We start from the raw sequence: 14,871 nt of genomic DNA on the forward strand, positions 1-14,871 counted from the left end.
AATGGACGATCCAGATCAGGACGATCCAAATATGAACGATTCAGCGATGGACAATTCAGGAATGGACGATCGTGCCCTGATGCAGCGCTGTCTGACTTTGGCACGACGGGCATTAGGACGCACGGCACCCAATCCCTTAGTGGGTTCTGTGATTGTGCAAGCAGGCACGATCGTCGGTGAAGGCTTTCATCCTGCTGCTGGACAGCCTCATGCGGAGGTCTTTGCGCTGCGAGAGGCAGGCGATCGCGCCCACGGCGCAACGCTCTATGTAAATTTGGAGCCGTGTAACCACTATGGACGCACGCCACCTTGTTCCGAGGCGATCGTTGCGGCAGGCGTGCAGCGCGTTGTGGTTGGCATGGTCGATCCCGATCCCAGAGTGTCGGGAGGTGGGATTGCCAGGCTTCGGCAGGCAGGCATCGAAGTTACGGTTGGCATCGAAGAAGCAGACTGTCGCAAGCTGAACGAAGCGTTTGTGCATCGTATCGTGCACCAGCGTCCGTTTGGCATTTTGAAGTACGCTATGACGTTAGATGGCAAGATCGCCACCACTACCGGGCATAGTGCCTGGGTGACAGGTGCCGCCGCTCGTGCTGAAGTCCATCAGCTACGAGCCACTTGCGACGCTGTTATTGTGGGTGGCAACACCGTTCGGCGCGACAATCCTCTCCTTACGAGCCGTCAAGCAACCACGCCCTTACGAGTCGTGATGAGTCGATCGCTCGATCTGCCCCTCGATGCCCAACTTTGGCAAACAGCAATCGCCCCCACGTTAGTTTTCACTGAAGCAACAGCAAAACCAGATGTGCAAAAAGTCCTCAGACAACAGGGCGTGGAAGTGATTGAAAGCACCTCCTTAACGCCTGCCGCAGTAATGGCACATTTGTACGATCGCGGTTGCCTCAGCGTCTTGTGGGAATGTGGCGGTACGCTGGCAGCACGAGCGATCGCGGATGGTGCGATCCAAAAAGTCCTTGCCTTCGTCGCCCCCAAAATCATCGGCGGCAGCACGGCACCCTCTCCAGTCAGCGATTTGGGTTTCACAACAATGACAGAGGCACTGTTACTGGAACAACTGCAATGGCGATCGATCGGGTCAGATTTGTTAATCGAGGGCTATTTGCCAATCGAGCGATTGACACTTAAGGACATACGCACGAATTAATAGCTGACCGCTGATAGCTGAACGCTAATAGTTAAACGCTAGAGCCGTTAACTTGCTAAAAACGCAAATTTTGTGTCAACGCTCCACTGATGCCCATCATGCCTTAACAAGGTTAGATGAGTGGCCGTAAACTCAAGCTCCAGGGGGCGCGACTGAAACTCTGCCCAAGCCGCCCGAAAATTTTCTGGTGTCAAATCGCGGAAACCAACGGTCATGTGCGGCGCATACGATCGCGTTTTTGCACTCAAATTGACAATCCCTAGAGACTCTTCCAAACGATGCATTAACGCAGTCTGTAGGGTCAGCAGCGCCGCTGACTTGATAACATTGATATAAATCACGCGCGGTGCAAATGCCCCAAAACCCGACAGCATAATGGGTATTGGCGCAAATTGAGCAGCAAACTCGTTTAAGGTTGCGCTCAGGTCAGAATGCGTTGCCGTCCTCCATTCAAAAGGCGGCTGTAACGTGATGTGGGGTGGTGATTTTAGCGCTGCGCGACTGTTGTAGCGATCGACAAAAACCTGCTTCACCTCATTGGCGTAGTCCTGAATCGCCTGTGATGGTAACAACGCAACAAAAAAACGATCGTTTGTTTGACTCAAAGGAACACCTTGTCATGCCGTGGTTCGTCAAGATTGAAGAAGGAATCGTCGATAAGCCCCTATTCGACCAATATGTTCCGGCTCACAAAGCCTTCGTGCGCGGTTTAATTGCCAAAGGACACCAGGCAAAATCGGGCTATTGGGGTTGCTATGGCGGCGGTATGCTTCTCTTTCAAGCCGCTTCGATGGATGAAGCCGCCGCGATCGTAGCGCAAGATCCGCTTGTGCAGAATGGCTGCGTGCATTACAAACTGTACGAATGGCGAGTGGCAGTGGAGTAGAGCATGGAGAGTTCTGCTCAGGGCGAATCCAGCGTAATGGAAGAGAAGGGTTCACCGCTTGACTCTGTAATGCTTTTGAAGGACGCAAAGACCGTCGCCGATCAACTAATGTTGATGTGTTCAATGCTTCAGGCTTACTGCCAAGTAGCCTTGTTAAACTGCTTACTTGTTAAACTGCTTAACATTCGCTACAGCCATATTAAGGTTGCTTTCGCAAACGATCGCCCCTCCTCTAGCACTAGATGGTGACGGGTGTGCCAATGGTAAGGCGCGATCGCTGAAGCCATGCCGTAAGGGCATTATGGTTTCCACCATTCCTGCAACTTTTCTTCAAGCGTTACGCGACAATTGCTTACAAATATGGCACGATTTTAGTACAGATGTCCTATAATTCTGTCAACCCTCAAGTGATTAAATTTGACAGTTGAGTTGTGAGCGTTGGGCATGAGATGGGCTAACATCTAGACCGCAACGGCTCCAGGTTTTGCTGTTTAAGCGCCTTGCCTGTGGTTGTTTGCAGCAAAAAAAAGTGCATTACCTCCGTCCGAAAGCTAGCTTTAGCACCTTTTTAGCTGTTGCCCGTTTTGTCGATCGCCCACGTTAAGCCAACACTGCCATGCGCCCTCCGATCGCTCCTGGAACTCTGCTTCAAAACCGTTACTGTCTCATTGGTGCAGCGGGCCAAGGTAAATTTGGTCAAACCTACCTGGCACGCGACCAAAAGCGGCTGAACGAACTTTGTGTCGTTAAAGAATTTACGCCAGTGCAGCAAGATCCTGCGGTGGTAGAAAGCTTGCGGCAGCGTTTTCATCAAGAAGTGTCAGGGTTGTATGAGCTTCAGCACCCGCAGTTGCCCCGCCTCCGCATGATGTTTGCCCAAGATGGGCGGCTCTACTGGATACGGGATTATGTGGAAGGCAAAAGCTACGGCGTGCTGTTGAGCGAGCGCCAAGCACAGGGGCAATGTTTTTCCGAAGCAGAAGTCATTCAGTTTTTACTCAAAGTGTTGCCAGTGCTGACCTATCTGCATAATCGCGGAGTGGTGCATCGCAACCTGTCGCTCGATACGCTAATTTTGCGGCAGCAAGACCAGTTGCCAATCGTGATTAACTTTGGGCTGGTGCGAGAACTAGTCACGCAGTTGCAGCTTCATCCCCTTGATCACAACGAGACCTTAGGAAAATGGGGCTTTGTGCCACCAGAGCAACTTCACGGCAAGGCTGACCCTACTAGTGATTTGTATGCTTTAGCAGTCACCGCGATCGCCCTCTTGACAGGCAAAATGCCACAAGCACTCTATAACAGCCAGACTCAGCAGCTTGACTGGGAACCACTGGTGGCAGTAAACCCAACCTTAACGCGGTTGCTGCGCCAGATGCTGCATCCCCAGCCCAAAAAACGGCTTGCTTCAGCCGCACAGGTGTCACATATCTTAGAGCCATTGCTGGCAACCGCTGTTGTTGATGCCGCACCAATAAACACGCCCGAAGCAACTGAGGCAAGCGATGCCTTACAACCCTTCCCCACTCATTTACCTACAAAGAGCACGCCCGAAGCAACTGAAGCGAGCGATGCCTTACAACCCTTCCCCGCTCGCTTACCCAAAAAGCGTTTACGTCCCAAGCGGAAGGGCAACGGTGATCCACGTGCTTCTACCGCGATGGTGGTGGGTTTGGTGCTGCTGCTCGCTGCGATCGCCTGGCGGTTCTTGCCGCATAAACAGCCCACTGCCAAATCTGCGGCTTCACCGTCACCAGTGGCAGTGAGTCCTGCTGCTTCGCCGAATGAGCCTGCTGCCTCGCCAAGCCCATCTCCTAGCGCTAAAGCTGTTTCAGAGGACGCCTTGCGCGATCGCCGTCGTCAGCTCAACATTGACTTTCAGTTCTTCACAAACCTGGTGGATGAGGCGTTTTACGCTAAGTATCCCCAACTGCGATCACAGAGCCTCGGCAATTCAGAACAAGCCAAGCTACGCACAGAATGGAACGCGATCGCCAGCAGCATCATGGACAAACTGTCAACCCTCAAGCCGGAATCGCGTCAGAAACTCGGTAGCTATCGCCGTAGAGACTATGATCAATGGCTGGCAACGTTAGGCGAAACGGGTGCTAAAAAGAGCCCACGGTTGGATGCACTGGCAGATGGTCGCTTTTGGCAACTGTTTCCTGATCAAAAGGGTAAGGCGCTGAATCCGCGCACGTTTGGGCAAGTCTGGTATGCGATCGCAGATGAGCAACTAAGTGCTGCCAAAGCCCAACCACTTACCAAGCTACCCCGCCCCACTTCTGGCAATGACACGAACGGGAACCGCTCTTTATAACGCAGTTCCTTATGACACAGTAGAGGAGTTCTTTACACGCCTCTAAACACAGTCATGCGCGATATTCTACACTTCCAGGAAGCGGGACGGCTTAATCCTGTGGCTCCTGACGATCGGATGCCAGAAGCCGCTTACAGTACGGCACTCGACTTTTTGGTGTTTACCTGTGTGGATCTAGTTTTCACTTACCAGAACCAACTGCTGCTGGCAAAGCGAAATGCCAAGCCGCGATCGTCCTGGTGGATTGTGGGTGGCAGAATGGCAGCAGGCGAAGAACCAAAAGCTACAGCTGTCAGAAAAGCATGGCAAGAAGCTAACCTGGAAAATTTAGAGGCTACCCGCTTTCAGTGTGTTGGCGTTTATTCTACTTGTTTCGCGGTTCGCCATCAGCCCCCTCAATATCACGGCTCTCATAGCGTGAATATCACATATCAAATCGAACTGACGTTAGAGGAGAAAGAGCAGGTTAAGTTGCGATCGGATGAATACGACACATGGCAATGGGTCGAACCCAACGAACTAGAGGGTGTTCTCAGCCTTGATGACGAACTTGATCGAGCCTTACTAACAGTCGTGCATGACCTGCAATGGTAGGGAAGCAATGCTAAACAAGACCCAGCGAACTAGGGTTGTAACTGAATACTTACTCGTCTAAATAGGGTTGTAACTGAAGCTGTAAGCGCTGACGGGCACGAGCGATCCTAGACTTGACGGTGCCCAGAGACGCTTTAGTGATTTCGGCAATTTCTTCGTAGCTCATGCCCTGGATTTCGCGGAGAACGATCGTCGTGCGGAAGACCTCTGGCAAATCAGCGATCGCCGCTTGCAATTGCCCATAAAATTCTTGCCGACTCAATTCTTCGTCTGGCTCTGGCGTATCAGCCGCAATTTCCCAATCCATTTCGCCATCGCTAAAGGTGATGGGCGCATCTAGGGATAAGGGGGTGGCATGACGTTTGCGCTTCCGCAGTTCGTCATAAAACAAATTGGTAGCAATGCGGCTCAACCAGCCTTGAAACTTGCCCGGTTCATTGAGCCGCCGAATGTTACGGTACACTCGAATCCAAACTTCCTGCACCAAATCTGCCCGATCTTGCCAATCGGGTGCGAGGTGGTAAAGCACTTTTTCAACGTGAGACTGGTAGCGTCGCAACAATTCAGCGAACGCCGCTTTATCGGGACGATGATCAGCCTGACAGCGCAGAACTAGATCGTGGTTGGATAGGTCTTTTACTGACACCAATGCTTGAGGGATCATTGCCGTAACTGATGACCAGGATACAGGCAGATATGAGTCCATTGACAAACCTCACCCAAATAACTCAACCAAATTGCTGCCAGCCACCAACACTCGTTCAGTTTGTCCGGGTCTCGCATTACTCTCAGGTTAGAAGTTACAGGGTTGATCGCCGCTGATTTAGGTGCCACTTGTCTAACTGTCAATTTTTGTTGCTAGAAGCTGCGCGATCGCTGTATTCAAGCTCATGTCTTTTGTTGGCGATTGTAGGAGCTTAGTCCATTAATCAGTCTGAGTTGTTATACATGAAGAAGCTCACTGAGTTTAGTTGAATGTTCAGCATCTGCCACGTCATCCTGTATAAAAGTTTCTAGAGTTCCTCGCGTCTATCGATAGCTATCGCCAAAAAGGTTAGGGCATTAGGAGCAGCGTGTGGAGGCAACGCCCTACTCGTCCTAACTATGCTGGCTATTGCTTGCTGTATCTTTTCCCCAACGCCTTTAACTCAAGCAAGTTGCTAGTATGTTCAACGCTACTGAACTTCTCATCGAAGACTTCGTTAAGAAACTCAAGGAAGGTTATCGCCGCACTTACGGAGGCTGGAAGTCTGACTATGAAGACATCATTGGTTGGGTTGGCTCGATGGCGATGGAAAATATTGCCAACAGTGATGCTCTGTACCACAACGTTGAGCATTCCATTTTAGTAACGCTGGTCGGGCAGGAGATTTTGCGCGGCAGGCACATTCGCATGGGTGGTGTTTCCTGCGAAGACTGGCTGCACTTCATCATTTCGCTCGTTTGCCATGATATCGGCTACGTGAAGGGCGTTTGCCGCCAAGATTGCGAAGGGAGGTATGCAACGGGCAAAGACGACAGTATGGTGAATCTGCCACCTGGCTCCTCGGATGCAGGCTTGACACCGTATCACGTCGATCGTGCCAAGCTGTTTATCGAAGAGCGCTTTGGCGGACATAAACTTATTGATGCCGAACTGGTCAAGCGCAATATCGAACTAACTCGCTTTCCTGTTCCTGCTGCCGAAGATCATCAAGACACCATTAACTATCCTGGCTTAATTCGCGCCTCTGACCTGATTGGGCAACTTAGCGATCCTCGCTACTTAAAGAAAATCGGCGCACTGTTCTACGAATTTGAAGAAACGGGTGTTAATAAAGCTCTCGGCTATCGGCATCCCGGCGATCTCCGCAAAAACTATCCCAAGTTTTATTGGCATGGTGTGTTTCCGTACATCAAAGATGCACTCTACTACCTGTCTCTAACGCAGCAAGGAAAGCAGATTGTAGCGAATCTCTACTCCAATGTGTTTGTGATCGAGCATGAGCAGCCAGAAGATTAAAGAAACGGTAACTGATTGACACTTCTGGATTGAAGGATGCCCTTGCTTAACCGTAAAGCTAGAGCGATCGTACTTATAGCATTCATCATGAAGTCTTTAATGGCTAGATAGCTTGACCACTCAATTTGTTTGCATAATCCCCACCTAATCTGTACTGGGTGGGGCAATTGGTCGCTAACGCTGTTGCTTCTTAGCAGCCTTGTGAGGCTCTCCCAAATTTAAGGCAACAACTGCATAGCAAGCAGAGCAACTTGGGAAAAATAAAGGTAAACCAAGTGAACGCAATGCGGAACTGCGTGATGGAATGAAGTAGCTTAATGTAGCACCTAAGCCCTAAGTGATTCCTTCTGCTACCTCGCAACAGTGACTATAGTTTGTCTCGATCGCGTAAAAGTTAGTTCTTTTACTTGTTGAACCTTTATTAGCATTGCTATGCCATCTAAAAAAGAAAATAGTGGATGTGGATGTTCAAGTATTCCAATCTCATTCATCCTAGTTGTGTTAGGCATTGGCTATTGGGGCTTCACACAGATCGATCGCTCAAAGCTCAATCAATTTTTGACTGCTGCTCAAGAGCCAGCTACTACTACCCAACCACCTATTGCTCCTGTATTAGCTCCAGCGCCCCGTCAGCCTGTAGCAGTTACCAACGCTCCCCCCTCTAAAATCCCTGCTGTTAGACTGACTAAGCCACAAGCTTCACCAGTATCAGCAACTCTCAAAAAAAGATCATCACCTCAAACTCTTTGGGAGAGAAAAGCAATTAGAGGTATCTACTTAAGCCGCTATCAAGCTACTAATAATGCTAGTGAAAAAATGATCCGTGAGCGAGTGCGTTATTATCGCGATCAAGGCATTAATACAATTATTCATGGAGTATGGGGTAACGGCTGCACAATGTATAACAGCGATGTTATGCAGCAGATATTGGGCTACAAAAGTTGCCCTAATCAATTTCAAGATCAGTGGTTAAACTGGCTGATTGATGAGGCTCACAAGCAGGGTATGCAAGTACATGCCTATTTTGAGAAGGGCATTAAGATCGATAAAAATAGTCCGATCTTTGACCTGGCAATCTCTAAACGATGGCTTGTGCCTGGCGTTGATAAAACCTACGCTGGCATTGATCATTATGTGCTGGACATGGAAATTCCAGAAGTTGCTAATTTCTTCAGAAAGATAGCAGTAGAGTTTGTCCAAAAGTACCCAACTATTGATGCTGTGCAGTGGGATGACTACCTGGGCTACCATGCTGGCTTACCCGGCAAGGTCGATCGCACTGACCGCTTGACTAAGTTTGTGCGACAGATGAGAGCTGAGATGAAGAAAGCTAACCCCTCTGTTAGCTTTGATCTTTGCCATCACAACCCCTATTGGGGCAAGCGTTATTTTGCGGCTGATTGGCAAAATTGGAATGTCGATCGCGTTTTTATTCAAACGTACAATGATGCCAATTTCAACCAGGAACTGGATTATGCCAAGCAATATGCGGGAGTCGCTATTTCAGATCAGCAGTTATATCGTTTGAAGGAACTGGTTAATAACACCAAAATTAAGAGTGTGCTCTTGTTTCCCTCTTCTGGAAAACCCGAAGAAACGGCTGCGCTTGTCAAGAAATTCACCCCAATCAGTAACTAAGGCGAGTGCAAAACTGCTGTACGGCACTTATACCACCTTGTTAGGCTCGCTTCGCTACAGCGATCGCTCGGTCTGAAACCGCCGCCCCATAATGGGTACTGGGATACTGATCAAGGTGCTGAAAGAGCGTAATGGGCGGTACAACACGGCAGCTAAAAAACTCGATCACGGCTCTGCCATCAGGAAAGACCCGTACTTTAGGCGATAGGTCTTTGGGCGGCTCTACCTGCCACTGCCACTGCATCTGAGCAGGTGGGGCGCTGATGAGGCGATGGTGTGACCAATTGCAGGCTTTGCCCAATCGCCCAAATTCTCTCAATTCGCGCTGTAGAAGCGAGGCAATGATAAAGGATGCTGGAGTCCGATCGCCCTGTACAGCTTCCATCAGGTTAGCGAACGCGCCTTCGGGTCGGGGAGGATGGGCACGATCGCTGCTGGCTGCTAGCGCTTTTTCCAGGTGGGCAGTGGTGCTTAACGGCTCTGGCACCGCCCAAATGACTCCAATGCCTGCTTCTGGCTGCCGATGTAAATAGCCGACGAGTCGCACCGCTGGCTTTAACGTCAGTCCTGGCAGCTTCATGAGTACTGCACCAGGGTTTGCAGTGCTGATAAACCATTCGCCACGGCTATTTGGCGCATGCGTCGGCTCTGCCATCGAGCCCCCAAACGTAAACAGATCGCCTAGATCGCTAAGGGAATCTGGTTCTGGGAGTTCTGCCTCGTTGCTAGATGAAGACCACGATCGTGGTTGATTTTCTGAGGTGGGCAGTGCGAATCCGTGCTGCATATGCTGCCGAATTTTTTGAAGCGCTTCGAGCTGAATTTTTTGTGCAGACATAGCGCAGCCAGGCGTCCCAACGCTAAATGAACAAGCAGGCAAACGCGAGCGAAAACCTACTTCACTTTCTAGTGTGCCCAGCTAGCTCGGGATCATTGATACGACTCAGTATTTTGCCCGAAACTATTACGATTCAATTCTTTAAAGAATCGGATCAAGCCTGTAAAACCAAGCATTCTTACGAAGAGATGGGCACAATAGAGATTAGCAATCTGCATATTTAGCGTTTCTTTGAGGCGCTTGTAGCGATACAAGTATCTCTGAGCTTGCTAGGTACAGTCTTCGGCAGCAACAGGGTTGGTCTTATAAGGACTACGCCTTTGAAAATTTCTGCAAGATAGACGCTCTGGCAGTTCTACACAGGGGCTTCATTATGCTGGCGCTCTTTAACTACATACCATAGGTAGTTCATCCTATGTGCTGCCTGATACTCCGTGCTGTGTAGCCTATAACACTTCTAAAGCAGATTCCAACGCTTTAGCGAATGGATCGCGATGTGAACTCAACCGAATTATTTTCTTGATGGGTGCTCAGGTTTGGCTACCATTTGCGATCGGGGACAGGTTGTGGCTGTAAGAACGCTGTAGAAACAATGCTGGAATTTCTCAAAAATTTGCTTTCGCCTGATGGTTATATGCCTCATGGGCAATGCTACCTCTGGCAAACATCGCTGGTTGGGTTGCATGTGGTGAGTGATGCGCTCATTGCGATCGCCTACTTCTCCATCCCAATAATGCTTGTTTACTTTATCAACAAGCGGAAAGACATCCCCTTCTCCTTTGTCTTTGCCATGTTTGGTGTCTTCATTGTGCTTTGCGGCACCGGACACTTGCTTGATATTTGGACACTGTGGCATCCTGCTTATTGGTTAACGGGCGGCGTGCGGGCGCTGACAGCTTTAGTCTCTTGCTACACCGCATTGCAGCTTGTGAACCTGCTACCCCAATTTCTCGCGCTTAAAACACCCGACGCCCTTGAAGCATTGAACCAAGAACTACAGGTTGAAATCCTGGAACGGCACCGGGCAGAAGAAGTGCTGCGGAATATTGTGACTGGCACTGCTTCTGCTACGGGTAAAGACTTTTTTCCCGCACTGGTCAAGCATTTGGCGATCGCGCTGGATGTACCTCACGTGATCATCTCCGAAGCACTAGGCGAGCCGCCTGAACAGCTTAGAGTTCTGGCTGCATGGACTGATCAACCAATTGGAGAGCATTGCACCTTGACTATGGCAGGTAACCCCTGCAGTGTTGTTGTGCAAGGTGCTCAACTCTGTCATTACCCAGATAATTTGCAGCAGCGTTTTCCCAACTCAGCTATCGTCAAAGCGATGCAGGCAGAGAGCTATTTGGGGATGCCCTTACTGGGTACATCGGGTCGTGTTATTGGTAATTTGTGTTTGCTGCACACCAAGCCTCTAGCAGAAGACGAAAGTAAAAATGCCCTCTTTAAAGTGTTTGCTGCCCGTGCGGCGGCTGAACTTGAGCGCCAGTGGCTAGAGCAAGCCCGTAAAGAAGCCTATGAAGCGCTAGAATTTCGCGTAGAAGAACGCACGACTGAACTCCTTGACATCAACACAGCACTGGAAGCTGAAATTCAGGAACGCATTGCAGCAGAAGCAGAGTTGCAGCGGATGGCAGAACGGGAACGTGTCACCACTCGCATCATCCTGCGGATGCGCCAGAGTTTAGATCTGGACGATGTTTTTAGCACTACGACAGTGGAATTGCGGCAAGCAGTGCGGTGCGATCGTGCCCTCATTTATCGCTTTAACTCAGACTGGAGCGGCAATGTTGTTGCGGAATCGGTGGCAGCAGATTGGAAAGCGATCGTGCCGTTTCGCATAGACGATCCAGAGTTAGCAAAGATTGCTATTGATCAGCCAAACTGCGTTGTCAAACGGCTCAATGGCACCGAAAGCTTGATTCAAGACACGTACCTGCAAGGAAACGAAGGCGGGCGCTTCCGTCAGAAGACTGGTTATTGCTCTGTGCCTGACGTTTACGCAGCTGGCTTTGACCCATGCTACCTGGAACTGCTCGAAACGCTGCAAGCGCGTGCCTATGTCATCGTGCCGATTTTTTGCGGCAGCCAGCTTTGGGGACTTCTAGCAACCTATCAAAACACTGCTCCCCGCCAGTGGCAAGATGCAGAAATTCGGGTTGTTTCTCAAATCAGCAGCCAGCTTGGGGTAGCAGTGCAACAAGCCGAACTGTTTGCTCAAACGCAGCAACAGTCAGCTGCACTGAGACAGGCGAAAGAAACTGCCGATGCTGCTAGCCGCGCTAAGAGCGAATTCCTGGCAAATATGAGCCATGAGCTACGCACACCCCTTAACGCTGTATTGGGCTTTACTCAACTGATGGCATGCGACTCGTCGCTAACCCAGACGCAGCAGGAACACGTCCGCATTATCAACCGCAGCGGTGCTCACCTGTTGAAGCTGATTAATGATGTGTTAGAAATGTCCAAAATTGAAGCGGGACGGACTGCTCTGGATGTCAATCGCTTCAACCTGCACCACCTCTTGCACAATCTAGAGGATATGCTGCGACTACGAGCCGAATCCAAAGGTTTACAGCTTATCTTTGCTTGCTCAGATACTGTGCCCCAAGATGTAATTGCTGATGAAGGTAAACTGCAACAGGTATTGCTTAATCTGTTAGGCAACAGCATTAAATTTGCCCAGCAGGGTAGTGTCACGCTCAGGATTTACGGTAGCGATGAACAGCAGACGACCAACAGCCTCCCTGGTGCGATCGCCTCGCCTGAAGCACAAGCAATGCTGCTGCACTTTGAAGTTCAGGATACAGGCCCAGGCATTGCACCCAACGAGCAGCAAAAGCTCTTCAAACCCTTTGAACAAACGAGAGCCGGTTTATCTGCCTCGGAGGGCACTGGTTTAGGATTGGCAATCAGCCAAAAATTTGCGCACTTAATGGGTGGCGAAATCACTGTCACTAGCGAACTGAACCAGGGCAGTACGTTTGCGTTTGCAATTCCAATCAATTATGTCGATGCAATTGCTACTCCAGTCTCGCCGCCGCTTGAAACGATCGTTGGGGTCGCTGCTGGTCAACCAACCTATCGTCTTCTGATTGCTGAAGATAATGTCACAAACCGCTATTTGCTCTCAGAAATGCTGCACATACCAGGCTTTGAATTGAAGTGGGCTGATAATGGGCAGGAGGCGATCGAGCTTTGCAAGCAGTGGCAACCGCATCTAATTTTTATGGATTGGCGCATGCCGGTGATGGATGGGGTTGAAGCAACACGACGCATTAAAGCCGATGCTCAGATCGACCAAACGGTGATTATTGCGCTGACTGCTAGCGCCTTTGAAGAACAGCGGCAGGCGTTTTTAGGAGCTGGTTGTGATGACTTTATTAGCAAACCCTTTCAACGGCATCTTCTCTTTAGCAAAATTAGTCAACATTTGGGCATACAGTATCAGCATGAAGCAGCCGATCGCGATCAAGCAACACTCCAGCGTGAGCCATGTACACCCCTGAAACCTGAACATCTAGCACAAACTAATGCGTCTAAAGCTAATAGTTTGAAGACGGTTCTGGCAACGTTGCCAGAAACATGGAGAGTACAGTTAAAGCGTGCAGCATTAGAAGGCAGTGACTCGCGTATGTTTGAGCTTCTAGAGCAAATGCCAGCGTCACAAGTAGCCTTAAAAGAATCGCTCATTCAGCTAGCTGAAAATTTTCAGTTTGATCAAATTTTGACACTTATTGCTCTGGCTGATGCAATCGGCACTGGCGATTTAGCCTAACCTTTGCAGAGGTTGCTTAAACAAGGTTTTGTGACAAGCCTTTAGTAAGGCTTCGCTATTAAGCTATCTAGACACTGGGTTAAAAGGCGTGATCAAATCATTTCTTTAGACAACGCTCGTAAACGAAAACGTTATCCTTTTAGATGCCAACGCTGATTAGGCAAAAGCATCTTTTAAAACGAATGTTAACGAGCATCCTTGCAACGAAAGAGCAGCGTCATGCAATTTAATCTTAGTCAAGCTACCTCAAAAACTGCTGATATTCTCGTTGTTGATGACACCGCAGAAAATATTCGTTTTCTTGCCGCGATGTTGATACAGCAGGGCTATCAGGTTCGTAAAGCTCTTAACGGTAAAATGGCGCTTACGGCTGCCCAAGCTGCTCCTCCAAATTTAATTTTGCTAGATGTTAATATGCCCGATCTGGACGGGTTTGAAGTTTGTAAGCAGCTTAAAGCTGATGAAAAAACAGCAATGGTGCCTGTCATCTTCTTAAGTGCTTTGGATGAGGTGACTGATAAAGTCAAAGCGTTCCAGGTTGGGGCGATCGACTTCATTACTAAACCATTTCAGTTTGAAGATGTTTTGGTACGCATTCAGACCCATCTCAAGATTCAAGAACTGCAATCACAGCTACAGATAAAGAACAGCCAGGTTCAACAAGCACTGCTTGATTTGAAGCAGATGCAGGCTCAACTTATTCGTAAAGAGAAGATGCTTGGTCTGGAGCAGTTAGTAGCTGGTGTTTGCCATGAGTTGAATAATCCCATTGGCTTTATTGTCGGCAATCTCAATCCGGCTCATGAACACATAGAGAGGCTGCTTCAGCTCATTAACCTTTACCAGCAGGAGTATCCAGAGCCATCGCCAGCAGTACAAACTCTTTTGGAAGAAACTGATCTAGATTTTGTTGCTGCCGATCTGCAAAACATTATTCGATCGATGCGGGCAGGGGCAAAACGGGTTAGCTCGATTGTCTTAGCACTGCGAATTTTTTCTCGTTTAGGCGAATCGGATATTAAGGCAATTGATCTTCATGAAGGGTTAGATAGTACCGTACTGTTATTAGGGCATCGGCTGGCTGGCAAAGCAGGTATGCCTGCGATCGAAGTCAAGCGGGTTTATAACGAGATTCCCCTCGTAACTTGCTATGTGGGTGAACTGAATCAGGTCTTTTTGAACCTACTGAACAATGCGATCGATGCACTAGAGCAAAAATTTGGCTCCCCTACAGCGTCGAATCAAAGGCTTGACCAAACGCCCACTATTTGGATTCGTACAGAGTTAAGTCACGCACAGACTGTTACACTCCGCATTCAAGACAATGGCATTGGTATTCCAGAGTCAGCTAAGGCGCGCTTATTTGAACCTTTTTTTACAACCAAACCTGTTGGTCAAGGCACTGGCTTAGGGCTTGCTACCAGCTATCAAATTGTTGTGCAGAAGCACAATGGTCATCTTAGCTATGACTCAACGCCTAATGAAGGTACAGAATTTAGCATGACTATTCCCATAACCTTTGCAGAGAAGCTATAGCGGTGTAGACTTGCCTGACCATCAGCATACAGTTACGCACGGCTTTTCATCCTACTGCCCCAACTCACTGTGTGTTGACTTCTTTCCTAGTCGTACGCGCTAATGTGAGCG

12 protein-coding genes are annotated in these 14,871 nt (G+C 49.2%); 8 read left to right on the plus strand and 4 right to left on the minus strand.

From position 1 onward, the window contains the following. The first annotated feature begins 31 nt into the window (after positions 1-31). Positions 32-1,165, plus strand: coding sequence for a bifunctional diaminohydroxyphosphoribosylaminopyrimidine deaminase/5-amino-6-(5-phosphoribosylamino)uracil reductase RibD (ribD, locus tag H6F86_RS08085; RefSeq protein ID WP_242033429.1), 1,134 nt, complete (start codon positions 32-34; stop codon positions 1,163-1,165). Positions 1,166-1,212: 47 nt separating this feature from the next. On the opposite strand, the gene H6F86_RS08090 is transcribed toward ribD, so the two are convergent. After that, a complete protein-coding gene (locus tag H6F86_RS08090) occupies positions 1,213-1,770 on the minus strand; it encodes a 2'-5' RNA ligase family protein (RefSeq protein WP_190447864.1) in 558 nt (185 codons plus the stop codon). 14 nt (positions 1,771-1,784) lie between these two features. Between H6F86_RS08090 and H6F86_RS08095 the strand changes: the two genes are divergently transcribed. Then, a complete protein-coding gene (locus H6F86_RS08095) occupies positions 1,785-2,051 on the plus strand; it encodes a YciI family protein (protein WP_190447866.1) in 267 nt (88 codons plus the stop codon). Positions 2,052-2,213: 162 nt separating this feature from the next. Here the strand turns inward: H6F86_RS08095 and H6F86_RS08100 are convergent, their stop codons facing one another. After that, the gene (locus H6F86_RS08100) at positions 2,214-2,366 is read right to left on the minus strand and encodes a hypothetical protein (protein WP_190447868.1); all 153 of its coding nucleotides are present in this window, start codon (positions 2,364-2,366) and stop codon (positions 2,214-2,216) included. A gap of 301 nt (positions 2,367-2,667) precedes the next feature. Here H6F86_RS08100 and H6F86_RS08105 point away from each other — a divergent pair, with 301 nt between their 5' ends. Continuing rightward, a complete protein-coding gene (locus H6F86_RS08105) occupies positions 2,668-4,371 on the plus strand; it encodes a serine/threonine-protein kinase (protein WP_190447870.1) in 1,704 nt (567 codons plus the stop codon). Positions 4,372-4,425: 54 nt separating this feature from the next. Beyond that, positions 4,426-4,965 (plus strand): NUDIX domain-containing protein, encoded by a 540-nt coding sequence (locus H6F86_RS08110; RefSeq protein WP_190447872.1) that lies wholly within the window; start codon positions 4,426-4,428, stop codon positions 4,963-4,965. A gap of 49 nt (positions 4,966-5,014) precedes the next feature. On the opposite strand, the gene H6F86_RS08115 is transcribed toward H6F86_RS08110, so the two are convergent. Further along, positions 5,015-5,671, minus strand: coding sequence for a sigma-70 family RNA polymerase sigma factor (locus tag H6F86_RS08115; protein WP_190447874.1), 657 nt, complete (start codon positions 5,669-5,671; stop codon positions 5,015-5,017). 459 nt (positions 5,672-6,130) lie between these two features. Here H6F86_RS08115 and H6F86_RS08120 point away from each other — a divergent pair, with 459 nt between their 5' ends. After that, the gene (locus H6F86_RS08120) at positions 6,131-6,967 is read left to right on the plus strand and encodes an Npun_R2479 family HD domain-containing metalloprotein (RefSeq protein ID WP_190447876.1); all 837 of its coding nucleotides are present in this window, start codon (positions 6,131-6,133) and stop codon (positions 6,965-6,967) included. Between the two features lie 432 nt (positions 6,968-7,399). Next, on the plus strand, positions 7,400-8,605 hold the full coding sequence (locus tag H6F86_RS08125; protein ID WP_190447878.1) for a family 10 glycosylhydrolase: 1,206 nt from the start codon (positions 7,400-7,402) through the stop codon (positions 8,603-8,605). 40 nt (positions 8,606-8,645) lie between these two features. Here the strand turns inward: H6F86_RS08125 and H6F86_RS08130 are convergent, their stop codons facing one another. Beyond that, positions 8,646-9,443 carry a hypothetical protein gene (locus tag H6F86_RS08130; RefSeq protein WP_190447880.1) on the minus strand — a complete coding sequence of 266 codons (798 nt, stop codon included), beginning with the start codon at positions 9,441-9,443 and terminating at the stop codon, positions 8,646-8,648. 592 nt (positions 9,444-10,035) lie between these two features. Here H6F86_RS08130 and H6F86_RS08135 point away from each other — a divergent pair. Beyond that, positions 10,036-13,224, plus strand: coding sequence for a GAF domain-containing protein (locus H6F86_RS08135; protein WP_190447882.1), 3,189 nt, complete (start codon positions 10,036-10,038; stop codon positions 13,222-13,224). Positions 13,225-13,443: 219 nt separating this feature from the next. Beyond that, entirely contained in the window at positions 13,444-14,760 is a 1,317-nt protein-coding gene (locus H6F86_RS08140; RefSeq protein WP_190447884.1) for a hybrid sensor histidine kinase/response regulator, read from the plus strand. The last annotated feature ends 111 nt before the right edge of the window (positions 14,761-14,871 follow it).

Origin of the sequence: Phormidium sp. FACHB-592, from assembly GCF_014695795.1 — a bacterium.
Taxonomy (GTDB): domain Bacteria; phylum Cyanobacteriota; class Cyanobacteriia; order Leptolyngbyales; family Leptolyngbyaceae; genus Stenomitos.